The 18,454-nt window shown below is 40.8% G+C and carries 14 protein-coding genes; 3 read left to right on the top strand and 11 right to left on the bottom strand.

Features of this window, described 5'->3' with window-relative positions; translation table 11 throughout:
• Positions 1 to 5: 5 nt before the first annotated feature.
• Positions 6 to 662 carry a nitroreductase family protein gene (locus ACSSVW_RS05010; RefSeq protein WP_065978694.1) on the bottom strand — a complete coding sequence of 219 codons (657 nt, stop codon included), beginning with the start codon at positions 660 to 662 and terminating at the stop codon, positions 6 to 8.
• A 103-nt stretch (positions 663 to 765) separates the two neighbouring features.
• On the opposite strand from ACSSVW_RS05010, the gene ACSSVW_RS05005 reads away from it, so the two are divergent.
• A complete protein-coding gene (locus ACSSVW_RS05005; protein WP_036967684.1) occupies positions 766 to 1,704 on the top strand; it encodes a LysR family transcriptional regulator in 939 nt (312 codons plus the stop codon).
• Positions 1,705 to 1,870: 166 nt separating this feature from the next.
• Here ACSSVW_RS05005 and ACSSVW_RS05000 read toward each other — a convergent pair whose 3' ends face one another.
• The 6 genes from ACSSVW_RS05000 to ACSSVW_RS04975 form a co-directional block, all read right to left on the bottom strand.
• Positions 1,871 to 3,313 (bottom strand): serine hydrolase, encoded by a 1,443-nt coding sequence (locus ACSSVW_RS05000; RefSeq protein WP_454178966.1) that lies wholly within the window; start codon positions 3,311 to 3,313, stop codon positions 1,871 to 1,873.
• Between the two features lie 28 nt (positions 3,314 to 3,341).
• A complete protein-coding gene (locus ACSSVW_RS04995) occupies positions 3,342 to 4,310 on the bottom strand; it encodes an alpha/beta hydrolase (RefSeq protein ID WP_454178965.1) in 969 nt (322 codons plus the stop codon).
• A gap of 113 nt (positions 4,311 to 4,423) precedes the next feature.
• Entirely contained in the window at positions 4,424 to 5,287 is an 864-nt protein-coding gene (locus ACSSVW_RS04990) for a D-Ala-D-Ala carboxypeptidase family metallohydrolase (protein ID WP_454178964.1), read from the bottom strand.
• 8 nt (positions 5,288 to 5,295) lie between these two features.
• On the bottom strand, positions 5,296 to 6,915 hold the full coding sequence (locus ACSSVW_RS04985; protein WP_454178963.1) for a L,D-transpeptidase family protein: 1,620 nt from the start codon (positions 6,913 to 6,915) through the stop codon (positions 5,296 to 5,298).
• Between the two features lie 320 nt (positions 6,916 to 7,235).
• Positions 7,236 to 10,388, bottom strand: coding sequence for an efflux RND transporter permease subunit (locus ACSSVW_RS04980; protein WP_036967697.1), 3,153 nt, complete (start codon positions 10,386 to 10,388; stop codon positions 7,236 to 7,238).
• 3 nt (positions 10,389 to 10,391) lie between these two features.
• Positions 10,392 to 11,564, bottom strand: a complete 1,173-nt coding sequence (locus tag ACSSVW_RS04975) for an efflux RND transporter periplasmic adaptor subunit (protein ID WP_036967700.1) — start codon at positions 11,562 to 11,564, stop codon at positions 10,392 to 10,394.
• Positions 11,565 to 11,726: 162 nt separating this feature from the next.
• Between ACSSVW_RS04975 and ACSSVW_RS04970 the strand changes: the two genes are divergently transcribed.
• A complete protein-coding gene (locus ACSSVW_RS04970; RefSeq protein WP_174403858.1) occupies positions 11,727 to 11,975 on the top strand; it encodes a YkgJ family cysteine cluster protein in 249 nt (82 codons plus the stop codon).
• 107 nt (positions 11,976 to 12,082) lie between these two features.
• On the top strand, positions 12,083 to 12,334 hold the full coding sequence (locus ACSSVW_RS04965; protein ID WP_065978689.1) for a hypothetical protein: 252 nt from the start codon (positions 12,083 to 12,085) through the stop codon (positions 12,332 to 12,334).
• A gap of 51 nt (positions 12,335 to 12,385) precedes the next feature.
• Here the strand turns inward: ACSSVW_RS04965 and ACSSVW_RS04960 are convergent, their stop codons facing one another.
• The 4 genes from ACSSVW_RS04960 to ACSSVW_RS04945 form a co-directional block, all read right to left on the bottom strand.
• Positions 12,386 to 14,224, bottom strand: coding sequence for a TonB-dependent receptor plug domain-containing protein (locus ACSSVW_RS04960; protein ID WP_454178962.1), 1,839 nt, complete (start codon positions 14,222 to 14,224; stop codon positions 12,386 to 12,388).
• A 181-nt stretch (positions 14,225 to 14,405) separates the two neighbouring features.
• Positions 14,406 to 14,957: a DUF4136 domain-containing protein gene (locus ACSSVW_RS04955; RefSeq protein ID WP_036967710.1), complete on the bottom strand. Its 552-nt coding sequence runs from the start codon at positions 14,955 to 14,957 to the stop codon at positions 14,406 to 14,408.
• 164 nt (positions 14,958 to 15,121) lie between these two features.
• The gene (locus ACSSVW_RS04950; protein WP_199525227.1) at positions 15,122 to 17,908 is read right to left on the bottom strand and encodes an AAA family ATPase; all 2,787 of its coding nucleotides are present in this window, start codon (positions 17,906 to 17,908) and stop codon (positions 15,122 to 15,124) included.
• A complete protein-coding gene (locus ACSSVW_RS04945; protein ID WP_062564547.1) occupies positions 17,908 to 18,453 on the bottom strand; it encodes a condensin complex protein MksE in 546 nt (181 codons plus the stop codon). Before ACSSVW_RS04945 ends, ACSSVW_RS04950 begins: the two co-directional genes overlap by 1 nt.
• Between the last annotated feature and the right edge of the window lies 1 nt (position 18,454).

Here is an 18,454-nt window from a genome sequence, read left to right as displayed (position 1 = left end):
AGCGCTTAAATCACTGAAATAATAGTATCTTTATCTAAACGCGATTTTGGTAATGCAGCATTATAATCTTGCTCAGGTTCGTGATAGCCAATTGCCAAAGCAACTTCACAGACATACCCATCTAGCTCATCAGCGAAAAGCTCACCGAGTAAATCTTTATCAACCCCTTCCATCGGAGTAGAGTCAATGCCTAAACGAGCCACGGCATGCATGGTATTGCCTAACGCAATATACGTTTGTGACTTAGTCCACTGTGCATTATTGCCTTGTTCATCGGTATTTAAATCAACAAAAGCAAAGGCACCAAAAGCGCTTTCTTTGTTTTCTGCTTTTGTACGTCCATTAGCAATGTCTGCCTCTATGACTTTTTCATAATCTTCACGTTTGTAGCGAGGGTTATAAGCAAATAATATAGTGTGTGAGGCGGTCTTCGCATGTAATTGATTAAACTGAAACTTGTTTGCAAAGCTGTCGTGTAAACGCTGTTTTGCTTGGTCTGATTCAATTACTACGAATTTCCATGGTTGCGAGTTAATCGATGAAGGAGTTAAGCGCAGTGCTTCTAAAATAACGGCCAAATCATCTTGGCTAATGCGTTTAGTTGCATCGTAGCGCTTGCTTGTATAACGGCGTTGTAAGTCTGAAATAATAGGGTGTGTCATGTAATTGCTCCCGCATGTATAACAATATGACCGAGTGTACGCCTTGAATACTTAGTGATAAAGCGCATAATTCAATAAACATTATCAAAAAATTTTAGTTAATATGTTGGTTGAAGATCTGAAATTAATCCTCAAGGTCGCTGAATTCCGCAGCATTACTACCGCTGCTGCAAAACTAGATATGCGCTCAGCAACAGCGAGTGCAGCAATAAAGCGTGTTGAGGCAGCACTCGGTACTGAGTTATTTGTGCGAACAACGCGTCATTTACGTTTATCAGCAGCTGGTGAGCGCTTTTTGCCTCAATGTCAGCAGGCAATTGCCATGCTTGAGCAAGCAACTCTTGCATTAAAAGGCGAGCATGATGAAATTGAAGGGGAGCTCAGAGTGGCGTTATCATCTGATCTGGGCCGTAATATGATTATTCCTTGGCTTGATGAATTATTAGATGAGTACCCCAAACTCAGTTTGAGACCGCATATCAGTGATAGTAATGTTGACTTTTACCGTGATTCAGTCGATTTTGCACTGCGCTATGGCTCGCCATCAGATTCCAATCTTTATGGTTTCAAAATTTGTAATGTGCCACGTATTTTATGTGCAACCCCAGACTATTTAGCCAAGCATGGTATGCCTAAGCACCCAAATGACTTAAAACAACATCAGGGGCTTTTTTATCAACTGCAAGATATCATTAATAATGTCTGGGATTTTACTGACGGCACAGAACGTTTTAAGGTAAAAATGCAAGGTCGCCGTGCCTCTAATGATGGTGATTTAGTCAGACGATGGTGTGTTGCAGGTAAAGGCCTTGCAGTTAAATCATGCATTGATATCAGTGATGATTTGCTTAATGAACGTGTGATACCTGTTATGCAAGACTATCCACATTTATGTGCAGAGCTGTGGCTTATCTGTCCAAGTCGGCAATCAATTACACCTGCTGTTCGTTTAGTTCGGGATATATGCCGCGAAAAAACCAAAGCTATACTCAATCAACTGATTGAAAAGGGTATTTTAGATAAGCGGGTACTCGATAACTAATTATTTTAGGTATAGAATAACGAGGCTTTTTCATCTTTATGGCTAAGCAACATTCTCAGAGCAGGGTGAAATTCCCCTCAGGCGGTATACTTTGAATTAAAGTGAGCCCGCGAGCGCTTTAGTCATGCTAAAAGTAAAAAGAGGCCACGTGGCGTGGCTTCTTTTGTTATTGCAGTTTTTCAATCGCGTCGTGTGCGCTGTTACTTTCTGGGTCTAGCTTGAGCGCTTTTTTGTAACTTGCTAATGCTTTTTGTTTATCACCGGCTGCTAAATATGCTTCACCTAAACTGTCAAACGTATTTGCGGAATCTGGATAAGATTGATTGTTGAGTTCAAACACCGTGATTGCAACGTCTAGCTCACCCATCTGCATTAATTCATAGCCAAAGTAGTTTAGCGACCTTTCTCTTGGCGTATTACCATCACTCACCATTTGCTGATAGGTTTTCTTTAGCCCTTCAATACCTTCACGTTTAAATACGTTATAAAGTTTGCTATCTACATGCTCTGTCGCTTTTTCGTAGGGTTTGTCATAGTAGATTGCAAGTAAGCCATTAGTCATGGGGGTGAGTGGCGCACCACCGGTATTATTTAAAATGATAACCAGTAATTTGTCTTCGATTATCCTACTTATAAATGCATTAAAACCATTGATGCCACCGCCATGTTGAATACGTGTAAGGGGTTTTCCATAGGTGCTTTTATCAAGGTTAGTTACTTCCCAACCAAGCGCATAATTTCTTTGCTCAGACACGTGATACATCTGCTTTTTATATTCTTTGTTCAATAACTTATCTGAGTAAAGGGCTTGATCCCATTTTAGTAAATCTCGTGCTGTTGAATACATAGACCCAGCAGCATACGGGATAGACATATCTAAGTAGTCTGTATTGCTGTAGCCAGTTAGGCCATTGTCGTAACCCGATACGCGAAATTTAATTATTTTATTGTGAGAATCATAGCCAGTGTCGTTCATTCCGAGTGGATCTAAAATATTCTTCTGTAATACGTCTTTGTATTTTTGACCCGTTACCTTTTCAATTACTGCACCTAAAATAAAGTAGCCTGAGTTGCTATAACGAAATTCAGTGCCGGGTTCGAACAATAGATCATCACTGCACAATAAGCGGATAAATTCATCAACGCTGTAGTTGTTTTTACTATATTCGTCGCGAAATGTTTTTAATTGAGTGTAATTACTAAGCCCAGAAGTATGGTTGAGTATTTGTCGAAGAGTAATTTTTGCTGCGATATCTTGCCTGTAATCAGGAAGGTACGTTGCCAGAGGTTCATCAAGTTTGAGCTTACCTTGTTGCGCAAGTTGTAAAATGAGCATGGCAGTAAATTGTTTTGTAATCGAACCTATTCTAAATTTACTTTTCTCGCTGTGCTCAATATCCCATTCAAAGTTTGCGTAGCCATAACTTTTTTCAAACAGTACTTTTCCATCTTTAGCGACTAGTACATTGCCATTGAACTGCTTGTAGTCATGAAAACCTTGAATAAAGTGAGCCATCTCAGTTTGCATATCTTGGCTGCGGGCAAGGCTTGTAAAAATAATTATTGAAATGATAAAGAGCAGTTTTATGTAATTTATAAATGTTTTCATTGCTGTCCTTGTTTTGTTTTGTGTTGGGTTACATTAATCGATGTAAAACCTCATTTCGCATGGCTTGATTGATAAGGCTTACCATTCTGACGTGATTTAAATTACTGTAATGCACCACTGAAACACTCTCATTTTGTAGCGCTTGCCAATAATATGCAGGACTTACTGTATCCCCATTACTCACATAGAGTATTGTTCTAGTTCTATAAGCTGGCTTTTTGTTAGTTAGTAGGGCGTTCAAATCGAGTTGAGATTTATCGATACCGCTGTCACTAATTACATTTTCTGCAGCGTTTTTAAAGTCATCATCTCTGACAAATAGGCTTAAGGTAGGTTGATAACTTTTAGCTACGGACATCAATGCTGAATCAAAGTTTACCATTGGCGCAATCATAATTTGTTGATTGATATTGGGTATATTTTCAGCGAGTTGTATCGCTGCAATACTGCCCATAGAATAACTTAGAATATCGATTTGTTTATATTGGCTGTTACTTAAATAGTGTATTAATACATCAAGACTGTTTAAACCAAATTTAAATTCTTGGTACTGATTGCTTGCAGGCATAACGATGACATCTTTGCCCGTAAAGTGGCTGAGCCAACGCGCTTGAATGCTATATATCATACTATTTACACCGTGACCTGGGAAAAGAACAATCACTGAATCGTGGATCTTTTTTGTTCCATTTATTGAGGTTAAGGTTGTGTTAAAAGTTTCAATTACATCTTTAGAATTTAACTCAAAATAAAGCCTAAACTCTTGACCTTTCCCAAAATACTTTTTTAAATCATTGTTAGAAAAAGTTCTAAACGTTAAACAATGCTGTTTAGTTTTACATATTTTGGTGGGGAAACCTTTGTAAGCATCACTCAACATCTGATTGTCAGGGCCATCGAATGATATTTCCTGCACAGGTTTAGTCACTTGATAAGCAATAAAAGTCTGGCAACCACTGAGTAAGAAAATAAAAAAAGTACAGAGAATAAAACGCATAAGTCCCTTTATGATTATTATAGTATTTCCATTAATAACAGTAACTTATCAATCGAACGCCGATAATGCAACAATGATACATTTCGATTTCGGGACTATCAGTAATTTGTCAGTTACCACCTTGCGGTAAAGCCACGGTTGTCTATGTGTACAAAACCACCATGATGAGACGCAGGTTTATAGCGGCCAATACCGCCAGTGTAGCGGCTTTGCTTTTGAAATTTTTCGAACAGTTTATAAAGTACATCGACATCGGCAATGGTGAGCTTGCCATCACCGTTTAAATCGTCCATGCGGCCATCGCCGTTTTCATCTATGTATAAATCAAATGCATCACCATATTGATGACGACTGTGTCGTCCATTACCAATAGAGCGGTTGTAATGAGGCGTACGGTAGCCACTGATAAAGGCAAATTTAGTTACTTTAATTCCTTCACGTTGCACAAATTTAAGTAAATCTTCGAGCATCATTAACCCGTCGTTATTAACATAAAGGTATTTTGGGAAACCACTCACTTGTTTACAAATCACATTTCTAACTTGCACATGAGGTGTTAATTGGCGTGTTAAATCCTGCTCTGTTATTTCAATAAGCCCTGATGGGGCACTGTACTGTGGGTTGTTTTTGTATGGTGCAGGGTACGTGCCAATTTGGTAATTATTCAGTACTTTGTTTTTGGCGTTAAACGGCTTTTTTACAATAACCATTAAGGTGCGTTCAGCGTGTGAATTTGTCAGTACTAAAGAATAAAACCCAGCTTTTTCAGGAGCATAAACGGCGAGGCTTGCTGGGCCTAACCGTTCTGTTTTTACATCTGACACATCGGTAGCAGAAAAGTCAGCCGTGTTATCAAGGGTGAGCACTTCATTCGCATCCATTACAATACTGTGCAGCGAGTTGTTGAGCTCAAGTGCACTGATAGGCAGCGTTATGCATGCAAACAACGTACTGATAACCACTAGGCTAAATTTCATAGATACCTCTAGATTGAATCATTTGAAAGTGGCTTAGTGAGTTTTTTTAGTAACACAGGATCGCGATTATACACATCAGAGTAAAAATGCAGTCCATCATCTGTATTTGCAGCCACGGTCCAATACATTAAAAAGACATCAAGCGGGTTTGACAGGGTTACTTTTTGTGTCTCTTTAGCTGAGATAGCGTCATCAATTTTACTGCGAGACCAACCATCCGAGGTTCCTAATATTTTTTCAGCGAGTGTGAGTGGCTCATCAACCCGCACACAACCATGACTGAATGCACGTTGGTCTTGCTGGAATAAACTTTTTGCAGGAGTGTCGTGCAAATAAATTGAGTATTTATTTGGGAACATGAATTTGATTTGTCCCAGTGAATTATTTTCTGAAGGTTGCTGTACAAACCAATACGGGAAGTTTTTGCGGCTCGCATTAGCCCAGTCAATGCTCTTGCTATCTACGGGGTTACGGCGGCTATCTACTACCACAAAGTCCTTTTCATTTAGATAGTTGGGGTTATCTTTCATTTTCTTAATAATCCCTCCAGAAATACTCCGTGGTACTGTCCAAGTCGGGTTCATTACTATGTAACTCATTTGCCCTTTGAATATGGGGGTTTTTGTGTAGTTTTGGCCTACAACTACATTGGTTTTCCATTGAAGTTTGTTATCTTCGAACAGATAAAGCATATACCCCGCAATATTAACGATTAAAAAACGCTCGGTAATGGTGTTGTCTACCCAGCGAATGCGCTCTAAATTAACCAAGATATCATTAACATATTCACTGTAATCTCTATTGAGCAGCTTTATGGTTTCATTTCCTATCACACCATCGTCAGCAACTTGATGTAAATATTGGAATTTTTTAACAGCTTCAACAAGTTCAGTGTCGTAACTGGTTTCATCTGAAATACCAGAAGAGTAGTAGTTTAAGCGTTGTAGTTTTTGTTTTAATAGTGGCACAGCGGGGTCTGATTGACCGGGTTTTAATACCTTATTTTGTAATGTGATATTCGCAAGCTCACCTTTGGTGTCAAGTTCGCGATAAAAAACCAATGCATCTTTCAAGGTTTTATAGTGGGGCAGAGTGGGTTTTAAATCATTAAGGCCTTTTTCGAGGCTTTTTGATTTTACATGTTTAAGCAGCGCTTTTGCAGCGGCATCTGGGGTGACATCAGACTGCTCGTAATTCCATGTGTCGGATAGTAGTTTAGGGTTCACTTTACCGCGAATCAGGTGTTTTGCGTAAGTCATGATGGCATCGGTCATCAGCACATCGAATTGTGCTTCGACGGCTTGCGTGCCGCGCTTGTCAATTTCTTTTGCCAATGCCATCAGCGTGTCAAAGTGGTAATCGTTAGGGAAAAGTCCTTCAAGCTCAGCTTGTGCAATTAGATTAAGAGCTTGTTTTGTGTACGCAAAATCAGACCAAACACGTTCAAAGTTATTTGCTTTGTAGGTGGCAACAGTCATTTCAGGGGAGTGGATTAGTTCGCTTTCTACAGAATGAGATTCGCCAATTAAAATAGGTTCAAGCTGTTGTTGTAAATATGGGTTTTCAGCCAGCGCAGGAATACAAAAAGATAAACAACTAACCAAGGCAGTGTAGCGAATAAATTTCATAGCTATGTCCTTATAACGTGTTTGTAAGAGTGACACTAATTAGCATTAATACTTAATTATTCAGAGGGGTAAAACCTGATGCTGACAGCGTTAAAAATTTCTGATTTTGAACAACGAAATTTTGCAGTGCTCGCGACGAGGGTTTTCGCCTAAAAATAACTCTTAGAATAAGCAAATTAGTATTCTTTGAATTTGTTTCTTTTTTACACACTTAAGCTTAGCAAAGTTATGAAAATTTTAGGAACATATTTGTTTATTTTTTAACAAAAAACGCTTGGTAAGAAAGCTTACCAAGCGCTTGGTTGGGATAGGGAGAGGGCTTAGTTACTCGATGTCTGTAGTGGGGCATCAGGCGTTGTTTTTTTGCCTCTTAGTTTAGCAATTAAACGCTTGAAGTCTTCTAATGCTACGTACTGACAAGGAATTAAAATTAATGTAATCACGGTCGCAAATAACACACCAAACGCCAGCGATACAGCCATTGGGATAACTATTTTGGCTTGTAAACTGGTTTCCATAATTATTGGCAATACACCTATAAATGTAGTGATCGACGTTAATAAAATGGCTCTAAAGCGGCGTGCCCCTGCTTGCATTACTGCCTCTTTAATTGCGACTCCTTCTGCTCGGGCTTTATTAACAAAATCGACCATTACGAGTGAATCATTCACAACTACACCTGCAACCGCAATAATGCCGAACACCGACAGGCTGCTCATGGTCATCCCTAAAATCATGTGACCAAACATGGCACCAATCACACCAAATGGAATAACCGACATGATAATAAATGGCTGAGAATATGAGCGAAGTGGAATCGCTAATAATGCAAAAATAATCATCATCGACAGAGCAAAATCACGTACTTGCTCAGCCACACTGTCCATTTCTTCTTGAATACGTCCTGCTACATTACTTTCTACACCTGGGTAGTTTTTAAGTAGGCTGGGTAAATACTCATCACGAATTTCTTTTGCGATTGCAAATGGTTCTGCTTGCTCGGTATTAACCGCAGCCCACACATTAACAGTACGCTTTGCATTTTCTCGGCGAATACGGTTAACCCCATCTACGATATTTACTTTAGCAACTTCTGCCAGCGGCACTTCAACACCCGTTGGCGTAATGATACGTGCATCGGTAATGTCGCTCACAGCATTGCGTGATTCTCGTGGATAGCGAATCATGACTTTGATCTCTTCACCTTCGCGAAGAATACGTTGTGCCTCTAATCCGTAGTAACTAAAACTCACTTGCGAAGCAACATCAGACAGTGTAAGACCTAAGCTATACGCAAGAGGTTTCAGTTCTAGCTGTACTTCATCGGTCGCCGATTGTAGTGAGTCATTAACGTCACCAACACCTTCCATGCTGTTAAGTTTCTCTTTAAGTTTTGCTGCGACTTCTTTTAGTTTGTTAATGTCTTTGCCTTCTAAGCGAAAACTTACATCGCCATCATCACGGCCGCCATTCATTATGCTGTCTTGAATGTTAAGTGTTTTTACACCAGGCAGTGGCGGCATTTGTTCACGCCATAACGCACTTAACTGAAATGTATCGATAGGGCGTAAGTCAGGCTCAACTAAAATAGCCATAATATTGGCATTGGTGCGACCTCGTAAGCTGACTGATAAGTCACGGATCATCGATTGACCATACTGCTCTTGCAGTTGCTTATCGACATTTAATATGACGTTTTCAATTGTTTTTGCTGTCTCAAGCGTTGCTTGCTCAGATGACGATAAGTTCATTTCGACTGAGATGCGCGGAAAGTCATGCGGAATTTTAGGGTTCGCAACAAACTTCACTAAACCACCTGCAAACATACCACCGCTCACAATAAGGACACAAATAAAGCCAACAATAACGGTATATCGATAGTGGATACAGTGACCAATAAATGGCGTGTAATAATTATCGACAAAGTTTTTCAAACCGTTATCCATACCTAAACGCAAACGATGTAAAGGGTTTTTAGGGTTGGCAGGTTTATTTTTCATTGCCGCTAGGTGAGCTGGTAAAATAAGTTTCGATTCAATCAAAGAGAAAATTAAACATAAAATAATAACCCCACCAATGGCTTTAGAGAACGCAGAACCAGGTCCCGACGCCAATGTTTGCGGTAAGAATGCAGCAATGGTTGTTAGTACACCAAATGTGGCAGGAATGGCAACGCGTTTTACACCACGTACAACGTTATCAAGGCTATGGCCGTGTTTTTCAATTTCAGCACTGGCTGACTCACCGACCACAATGGCATCATCAACGACGATCCCCAGAACTAATATGAAGGCAAACAAGGATGCAAGGTTAACGGTGATATCTAAAAAGCCCATTGGCATCATTAAAAAAGCACCTAGGAAAGACACAGGCAACCCCATCATGACCCAAAATGCTAATCGCAATGGCAAGAATAGGGCGAGTACCACCATCACCAAAATACCCCCCCAAATCATATTATCGATCATCATATTTAGACGACCTTCAAGGTAGTAAGTTAAATCGACAATAGGCGATAATTTTACACCCTCTGGTAAGAGTGGGGCTTTATCAGCAAGGTACTGTTTAAGAACCGCTGCAACTTTGGTGATATCTTGATCTTTAGAGGCATTAACTTCAAACGTTAATGAGTTTTTGCCATTGTATTTTGAGTATTGCAGACCCTCTTCAAAGCCATCGTTCACGGTGGCTACATCGCCAAGTAGCACTTGTGCGCCATCGGGTAGGTGCAATAACGGGAGGTTCTCAAACTCTTTACCACGGTAAGCTTGGTTTTCAACACGCATTGAAATATAACCATTTTCAGAGCGAATTTGACCCGCCGACATATTTGCCGAAAAGCTACGCACGGCAGTCGCAATATCCCGGAAGGTTAAACCATACTCGCGCAGTTTATCAGGGCTTATTTCAATACCAATTTCATAGTTTAGGCCACTGTGAAATTCAACTAAGTTGATTTGCGGTAACGCTTGAAGTTCATCTTTTATGTCGTTACCCAGCTCTTTTAGTTGGTAATTGCTCATATCGCCATAAAGCGCCAAGATCATGACTTCTTGCTCGTATTTATCACGGCGAACAATAGGCCGTTCCATCTCTGCAGGAAAGGTATTAATTGAGTCAACTTGCATCTTGATTTCGTCAAGCACTTCTTGCGGATCGTATTGTTCTTCAATTTCGATCCAGGCTTGTGAAAACCCGCGGTTCGAATAGGTAATTAAGCGTTTAATACCTTCGAGTCCTTCAAGTGACTCTTCGACTTTTATTGTGATGCCTTCTTCGACTTCTTGTGGAGCAGCACCCGGATAAACAGCTTGAATGCTGATCCAGTTACTTTCAAACTGTGGGAACATCTGTTTACGAACAGACATAGCTGTTAGTAAACCGCCCACTAAAATAAAGATCATGAGGAGATTTGCTGCAACAGGGTTGCGAGCAAACCACGCGATTAAACCTTTTTCTCTTTGCGTGGTCATGGCTTAGTCCTCTTTTAACGCGAGTTGCGTGGTTGGCGCGCTTAACTCAGCGTTATCTAACTTTACTGCCATCCCCTCAGTGGGGTACTCAAGGGCTGAGGTAATGAGTTTTTCGCCATTCGCAAGGCCGTTATCCGCGATCACCATACCATTTTGTTCACGCACGATATGAAGGGTTTTAAATGTCAGTGTTTCGCCTTCTTGTAAAACGGCAATTTTGTTGTCTTTTACTAAGTGGTGTGGCACAACAATGGCATTATCTAAAGCGCGACCTTGAATAGTCGCGTTGATGTATGAGCCAAAACGTAATGGATTTTTTTGCTGGTAGGGCGTAGCAACTTGGGCAACTAAATAATTCATTCGACTGCGTTGGTCTACCACACCTTCAGTGCGAACAATGGTAGCTTGCCATGTGGTTTGTTTACCAGCAAACTCGGCGCTAATAGAAACGTTTGCACCAATACCTTGATTATCCAAATACTGTAAGTCTTTATCGGCAACGGGTAAGCGGATTTCAGCAAGTGAGGTAGAACTTAAACTGCCAAAGCTGTTACCCGGGTTAACAACACTGCCTAAACTAATTAAGCGTTCTTCGATAATGGCATCGTAAGGGGCTTTAATATAAGTACGTTCTAAGTTGCGTTTAGCGCGCTTAACGCTTGCTTGGGCTGCACGGTAATTAGCAAGCTTTTCAGCGAGTTGTGGTTTACGTAGGTAAAGTTCAGAGGGAATAACTTGATGAGAGTCGCCTTTAATACGATCCCACTCAGCTTGCGCAACAGAAACTTGTGCACGTTCAATCTCCAGTGCAGAACTTGCTTGTGCAAGCCCAGCTTCGGCTTCGATAAGTGCTGCTTCGTAATCATTTGGGTCAATTCGTGCTAGAATGTCGCCTTGCTTAACAAATCCGCCTTGTACAAACTGATCAGAAAGCGATACAACTTGGCCGCTAACTTGCGCTACAAGCTCGGTGTGATTCTTTGGCTTAACAATGCCGTACGATTTTACATCGAGAGTAATCGTATCGAAGCTCAATGGTTTAATCGATACAAGCGGACGCGTATCTTGTTCTGGTTTTTCGACAGGGGCTTGCTTCATTGAGGCAAACGCAAAAGCCATTCCTAAGCCGCCGACTAAAACGGCAATAGGGAGAATGATTTGTTTTTTACTAGCCACGGGATATTCCCTCACGGTTGACGGTAATGATTAAATTTAAAATTTGTTAGGCTAAGCATACGCAATAAAGTGTTTACAAGGCGTTTGAAGATGTAACAAACCATTACACATATTACAAAGACGCGATAAAGGTTCTTAAAGAGGTACGTGATGACAGATAAAATGGCATGTAGATTAGGCTGTGGCGCCTGTTGTATTGCACCTAGTATTAGCTCACCCATTCCAGGGATGCCAAATGGCAAAGCGGCCGGAGAGCGCTGTATTCAGCTTGATGAGAATAATTTGTGTAAATTATTTGGTGACGAATCAAGACCCAAAGTATGCAGTGATTTTTCTGCCACGATAGATGTGTGTGGCACGACTAACGAACAAGCATTGTATTTAATTACCGAACTTGAACAGATGACATAAATTTGGCTGTTGTTGCTGAAAAGCTTTAAACAATATTTATCATAAAACATTTAGCAAGCTGGTTCTATTTTAGTTACGATACATTGATTTTGTAATTAAGGAAGAATATGAGACACACATCCAATGAAGCGTGGTTATTTTTGTTGTTAGTTGTATTAGCTATCGTCATGCCATTCATTATCGGTTTAGTGGTGGTAAAAACTTACCGAAGATTTAAACCCATAGAACAGGCTGATACGGATTCTGTATCGATTATGAGTTCGATTGAAAGCAAAGATAGTTTTTTTAAAATATTATTTGTGGGTTTTTTAGTTAGCTCCCCGATATTTTATGGCTTATATCATTCATTTTTAGCCTAAGAATGTTATTGAAAATGCCAGTCTTATTGACTGGCATTTTTGGTTTGTGAACTACCAGCTATACGTAGCGCTTAGTGTGTATTGCTCGCCCCGTCCTGGAGTGCCGGGGACTTCTTCGAATGATTCATCCCATATGTTGTCTGCTGCTAAGGTAATAAACACATTTTCAAGCTGAGCCGGAGTGAATTTTAGCGTCAGTTGCGTAAAGAAGGCTTCATCGCTTGAGCGTCTCAGGCGATTGCTGTGCTGTTTACGCCATTCATTATCAATACGCAGTTCAAGTACGTCCATTGGTTGCCAAACTGCACCGAGTGTTACACGGTGATCTGGATAGTTTAGGGCGTAAAAACTCGCATCAATATCCGCTGCGCCATAATCTTCGGACTTTTCTAAATAGGTGTAGCTGGCAATAAGCTCGGTGGTGTCAAACGACTTATTAGCTAGGAACTCAACCCCTAAAGTATCAATATCAACAGGGTTGGCAAAACGCGCTGAGGTTGCATCAAAGCGGTAGGTCCAGTCAGTGAGGTTTTTATCTTTACGATAAAATATCGCTGAATCTAAGCGCCAAGTTTGCTCTTCAATTAGTAAGCCTAACTCGAGGTTGTCGGTCGTTTCGCGCTCAAGGTTGTAGTTACTTCTGAATAAACCACCTGTTTCGCTGCCACCAATCGCTGTATAACCTGGTACTTGAGTTGCCTCTGCGTATGACGCATACCACGTGTGTTCACTGCCATTTTGATTGACAACTTTAAGGCTCGCATCAGCAATGAAGGAGGTATCTGAACTATCACGATTTGTGTTATCAAATGCTACACCCGCACGCACGGTAAGCTGTTTGTCAGTAGCAAGTGCCGTTGTGTATTCTGGCAATACGCTTAACTTCGTGTAATTGCGTGAAGTAAAGTTGTTTTCAAGAGAAGTAGACTCAATAGAATCTGCAATAAATTGCCCTGAGTAGTTAATTGCATATGCCGTGTTGAGTGCGTGGCGGCCCGATAACCCCAGTGATTTTACCGTTGTTTCGTGAAAAGCTTCAAAAATAGCGGGGTTTTCACGTGATAATACATAGTGATCGTTATGTTTACGATAATAACCGGTCACTTCAAATGTATTGCTCGCACCGTACAAGTGTTTGTGGTTTAACATTACCAATGTGGTTTCAAGATCTTCGGTTTCATTAAAATTAAACGGCGTGTATAAGTTGGGCCAACCAAAAAACTTTGCTTGTTTACCGAACATTAAATCAGTTTGTGAAGTGTCACTTGCCAGTTGAATGCGTGCCGATGCGCGTTCAAAATCATGGTCACCATTCTTAATAGAACCATCACTTTTTGAATGCGAATACTCACCTTCAAAGCCTAAGCGCCAATCAGGCATGCTCTCAAGCTTTTGGCTGTGCGCTGCATGAATACTCTGTAAGTTAAAGCCATTGCTACCAACCCCTAACGAAGCACTCCCCGTGCTTGTAATAGGTCGCCAGCCAAATGAAACGGTCCCTACAGAGCTATTCATGCCATATAGAGCGTTATCAGCACCGGTTAGAACAGCTGGGCCTGTTAGCATCTGCGGTGCAATAGGAATTTCTGCAAAGTAATGCCCTGACTGTGGATCGAATAAGGTGCTGCTGCCAACACGAAAGCCGGTATTTTCAAAAATACCCCCCCGTATCGTCACATCGGCTTGTGCCTCAGCCATATTACGTGATTGTAAGTCGACACGTGGGTCGTATTCTAAATTTGAAACGGGCGCATCAAAGGTGCCAACAGGTTCTTTATTGGCTGTTGCTGATACTTCAACGGTGATTTGTTCAATGTTGTTTGCTTCTTCTGCAAACAGTGAGCAAGTGACGAATAATGCAGGAAGTGTGAAGTGTACCGCTCGTACCATCTAAAACTCTCTTATGATTACTGTGTTGAGAGCAGTGGGGTTAATTACCGTATAAACATGGCAAACCACTGCAAAATTGCGGCTATTGTATCTGAATCACTGAGTTATACCACTCCAACCAGCATTGATTTAGGCATAAAAAAACCGCGAATTAATCGCGGTCTTTTATCGAAACATGTAATTATTGCTTCACTGACTGTGGCGGAAAGTTACTTAAAATATTCGCGACAGTTTCTTTGATCACTTCAGTACGTTTTTCTGGTGACTGGTTCTTTTGTAAACGACCTTCTTTAGCTCCACGCCAAACAAGTTGGTTAGAAGCGCGGTCGACAACATCTAAAATTAATGTGCCTACTTCGTACTCACGCGTTGTTGTTTGCGTGTTGTAGCCCATGCCCCAATAATTCCAGCGTGCGCCATAACCAACATTAAACGTATCTACATCGATTTTAGTATCAACTGATGCATGGTAGTTAATAAGTACATCAGCTTGTGCAACGTCAACCAGTTGCATACCACTTTTTTCAAGTTCAGCATTTACCGCTTCGCGGACACGCTTTTCCATTAATGGACTGATTTGGTAGTTTGCAACATTCTTTGTTAGGCTCGCGTTAGGAACCCACGAGAAAGTTTTATAGTTGCTAAAGTCAGCTGATTTATCGTAATCCCAATCAGGGGTTTTAGCACAAGCCGCTAAAAATAAAACAGCCGTTGCGATTAATAAGTTCTTCATACTGTTTGCTCCTTGGCAAAAATTTCCACTACTTGATTGATAACATAACACAAAAATAATTCAACTGAATGATTATTTAGTTACTATGGCACATTTCAAAAAAAGTAATGTAATAGAATGTAAATATAGTCATCCTTGACTGAATCATTTATTAATTTATGTGATTAGGCGCTGTGTTCGACCTCAATCCAGTCTTTTTCATCGACCCAGTTTTGTGCCCCATCTTTTACTGTCCGAATAGGTACGATGTAGTCACAACTCACTTGTGGCTTAACAGATGCAAAAATTGGCACAAAGCCAAAACTCAATGCGGTTTCTATTATTGCTTTTTGGTTTTGTGGGTCGATATCCGCCGCTTCATCAATATAAATAGGGATACGGTATAAGTTTTGTTCTTGATCACTTAACAGGTAGCGAATAAACAGCATGCCACATAGTAACTTAATTGTTATACGTGTGCCGTTAGAGCCCGCAGAGTCAATTTTTTCAAAATGCTCTGTTTCACCTGCACGGTTTACTACCTCAAAGCGAATATCAAATAAATCGGTCAGTGTTAATCCCGCTTTATCTGAAGCGAGCTTAATTAAATGATCTTTTGCTTCGTTTACTGCCGACTCACTGTACGGCTCTTGGCTTAATAAATCGAGAGTATCACCTTGCTCAAACTGGTTTGAGGTACTGATAATGGTGTCGATGCTATCAACCAACATTTTTCGCGGGATCACATTGATCTTAAAGGCTTGTAAGTTTGAAATACGATGCTGACTAATGCCTTTGTTAAAGCTATTCATTTCGCGACGAAGGCGATCTAGGTCTTCACGCAGGCCTTTAATGGTGGCTGCTACTTCGGTAAGGGCAACTCGGCCTTGGCGCTCAACCGCATCGCGTTCGTTATCAATATTGTGAAACGCGCTTATTAGTTTTTCGTACTTAGTGAACTCATCGTTTTCGTTATCGAACTTTGTAATTCCTGCATTGTAAATATGCATGTAGGTATTGCGCACGTTGATATCAAAGTTTCTCAGCTCTTGGCAATCTTTATTAAAATGATGAATGAGATCACTTAAGTTATCAAAATCAATGCTGATTTCGATCATGTACGGCGTTACTTTGCCCGAGTAAAAATCGAGAGTATGGTCAATTCGCTCCGACTTAACTTGGCGTAAGCGGTCAGCTTGGCGGGCGAGTAGATCTTTTTTCGATTTGATAATTGAACGACGATCACTAATTGACCCACTGTTTTTTTGGATATCTTGTAGGTAGTCGTCCACTTGTTCGCGTTCAGCATTTAGCTGCTCTTTAAGCAGGGTTTGCGCATCAACAGATTGCTGCATGATTTCAAATTGCTCAAAGCGTTTTAACGCCTCTTCAGAGGCCATTAGCTCATCATAAAGCGCGTCTTTCTCTTTTTGCTTTTGGGCGACATTGGCAGCAACTTCGCGCTGTTGTTTAAACTCTTTTAATGAGTTTTCAAGTGCGGCTAATTGTGCGGTTAATTGCTCTTTGTTTTCGCCAGTTTGCATTTGCACTGGGCTAAGCTTTTTGAGCTTAATCGTTGCACCCGGTAGGGTAAGAATACCGCCTTTTACGTTGGCTGATAATTGCTCTAAAAATTCCCCAAAGGCATCTTCGTCAGTAATCTCGACATCCCCATTGCTGGTGGTTGCAAACGAGAGAATATCGGGATTGAGAATACGCGAGATTTCTTCAACCTCTTTTAAAGACAAGTCTTCACGCATACGAGTAAAGAGGTTGAACTCTAAGTTTTTCAGCTGCAGCTTTAAGCTTTTAATTTGCTTTTGTGTTTCGCTGATGCGGTAATCAAGCGTGTGTAAGCTTTGCCCTTGTGCGCTGTTTAATGAATGCGACAGCGACTCATAGTCTTGCTTAAGCTGGGTAAGGCTAACTTTTAAAGTGGCTTTATTAACCAGTTCAAACTCAGATTTTAATGCTCGGTAGTCTAAAAACCATTGCTCAATTTGCGTTTGTTTGCGCTCAATATCGCGAGACTGTTGAATGTATAACTGTTGCTTTTGTTCAAATTCGTGTTTTTCGTGCTCGATATCTTCAAGGGCAATATTGAGCTCTGCTAGCTGCTCTTGTTGATAGCTTTCAAAGTCAATTAAAGCTTGGTCAATCTTAGGTGCGTACGCAGCCAGTTTACCTTTTAATACGGTTTGATTTTCAAGCATAGATTCAAGGGCTGCAATAGGCTCTTGCATTGATTCAAGGGCTTTTAACTCGCGTTTGGCACGGTTTACTTTGTCGAATGAGCGACGCCATACTTCATAAAAGTCTACCCGAGAGTTTGACATATGACGCTCAAACACACGCAGCATAAAGCGTTTAACATCACTGGCACCGAGCTTGTGCAAGTTAAGAATACGGCGGAAGATTTCTTTGTAAATTGCCGAGTCTTGTACGTTATTCAGCGGGATCATTTTTAAATTGATATCGCCATCAAACGGCGTCGCACCACCAGTTAAAAGGGCGTTGAGCTCTTGTGCTTTAAGTTCAATAGGATTGAATCCTTGCTCTTTTAAATGATTAAACAGCTTAGTGAACTTAACAATAGTTTTGCCTTGGGTGTAATGGTCAAGGTGTAGTTTGCCCTGATAGCAAAAAAACTGATGTGCGAACCCTGCAATTTTACCCAAACCAGCAACCCCAATGACTACTGGGCCGTTTGGTAAGTCGGCTTCAAGTAATATATATGATTGGTCGGATGAAAAATAAAACTTTCGGGTTTCATCTAAATCGTGACCATCCCACTCGGTAAGGCGTAAATCATTAATTAGCGGAAACTGCAGGGCATTAATAACAGAGCTTTTCCCGGTATTGTTAGGGGCACAAATCGAGCTACTCTTATCAAGCGGGATCACGCATTTTGCATAGCCAGCGGTATTTAATAGCGCAAGCTTACTGAGTCCGTATAGGCTTTGGCTTTGCATTATTCGTCATCTCCTAGGTAGGTTTCTTCGTTTACTTCCATTAATGCATCGATATAACGATAAATAGGGGCTTGTAGCATAAAGCCGTTTTCAACTTCGCGGGCAAGTCCTAAGCGCACCATACGTAGATACACATCTTTACGTAAATCTGAGCCAGAGAAAATTTCAAGTTGATCAAACAAATGTTTATTAATTTGCACAAGGGTTTGCATGAGCTCTAAGTCATTAACTTCGTCGAACAAAGCACGCATCGGGTCTTTACCTGTGTTGGCATAGTGTTCAATCAAAATGTAAATAGTCAGTGCAATAGCGCGCGAGATCTTGCCCATATTAGGTGTGCTTTCATCGCTGCCAAAGTAGTAATAGCCACGGCTATCGTGTTGTAAATCATGACCGAGTGCATTGAATAGGGCGCGATAAGCATCAATGTGTTGATCAAGCTCTTGCCACATTAAGGTGTCTTGCTCGCTAATGTGATAGCCTGAGGTGAGCTTTTTATTAATCGCTTGTAGATGTGTTAAATCATCTAAATTAATATCTGTCATA

This window comes from Pseudoalteromonas sp. MBR-15 (genome assembly GCF_053628915.1).
The sequence above is the reverse complement of the archived record's forward strand: the minus strand, read 5'-3'. Positions and strand labels throughout refer to the sequence as shown.

What these genes read in the sequence shown, in the direction of transcription:
- ACSSVW_RS05005 (WP_036967684.1), top strand. Translation starts at nt 766, where the DNA reads ATGTTGGTTGAAGATCTGAAATTAATCCTCAAGGTCGCTGAATTCCGC.
- ACSSVW_RS04985 (WP_454178963.1), bottom strand. Translation starts at nt 6,915, where the DNA reads ATGAAATTTATTCGCTACACTGCCTTGGTTAGTTGTTTATCTTTTTGT.
- ACSSVW_RS04960 (WP_454178962.1), bottom strand. Translation starts at nt 14,224, where the DNA reads ATGGTACGAGCGGTACACTTCACACTTCCTGCATTATTCGTCACTTGC.
- ACSSVW_RS04965 (WP_065978689.1), top strand. Translation starts at nt 12,083, where the DNA reads ATGAGACACACATCCAATGAAGCGTGGTTATTTTTGTTGTTAGTTGTA.
- ACSSVW_RS04990 (WP_454178964.1), bottom strand. Translation starts at nt 5,287, where the DNA reads ATGAAATTTAGCCTAGTGGTTATCAGTACGTTGTTTGCATGCATAACG.
- ACSSVW_RS04945 (WP_062564547.1), bottom strand. Translation starts at nt 18,453, where the DNA reads ATGACAGATATTAATTTAGATGATTTAACACATCTACAAGCGATTAAT.
- ACSSVW_RS04955 (WP_036967710.1), bottom strand. Translation starts at nt 14,957, where the DNA reads ATGAAGAACTTATTAATCGCAACGGCTGTTTTATTTTTAGCGGCTTGT.
- ACSSVW_RS04950 (WP_199525227.1), bottom strand. Translation starts at nt 17,908, where the DNA reads ATGCAAAGCCAAAGCCTATACGGACTCAGTAAGCTTGCGCTATTAAAT.
- ACSSVW_RS04980 (WP_036967697.1), bottom strand. Translation starts at nt 10,388, where the DNA reads ATGACCACGCAAAGAGAAAAAGGTTTAATCGCGTGGTTTGCTCGCAAC.
- ACSSVW_RS04995 (WP_454178965.1), bottom strand. Translation starts at nt 4,310, where the DNA reads ATGCGTTTTATTCTCTGTACTTTTTTTATTTTCTTACTCAGTGGTTGC.
- ACSSVW_RS05010 (WP_065978694.1), bottom strand. Translation starts at nt 662, where the DNA reads ATGACACACCCTATTATTTCAGACTTACAACGCCGTTATACAAGCAAG.
- ACSSVW_RS05000 (WP_454178966.1), bottom strand. Translation starts at nt 3,313, where the DNA reads ATGAAAACATTTATAAATTACATAAAACTGCTCTTTATCATTTCAATA.
- ACSSVW_RS04970 (WP_174403858.1), top strand. Translation starts at nt 11,727, where the DNA reads ATGGCATGTAGATTAGGCTGTGGCGCCTGTTGTATTGCACCTAGTATT.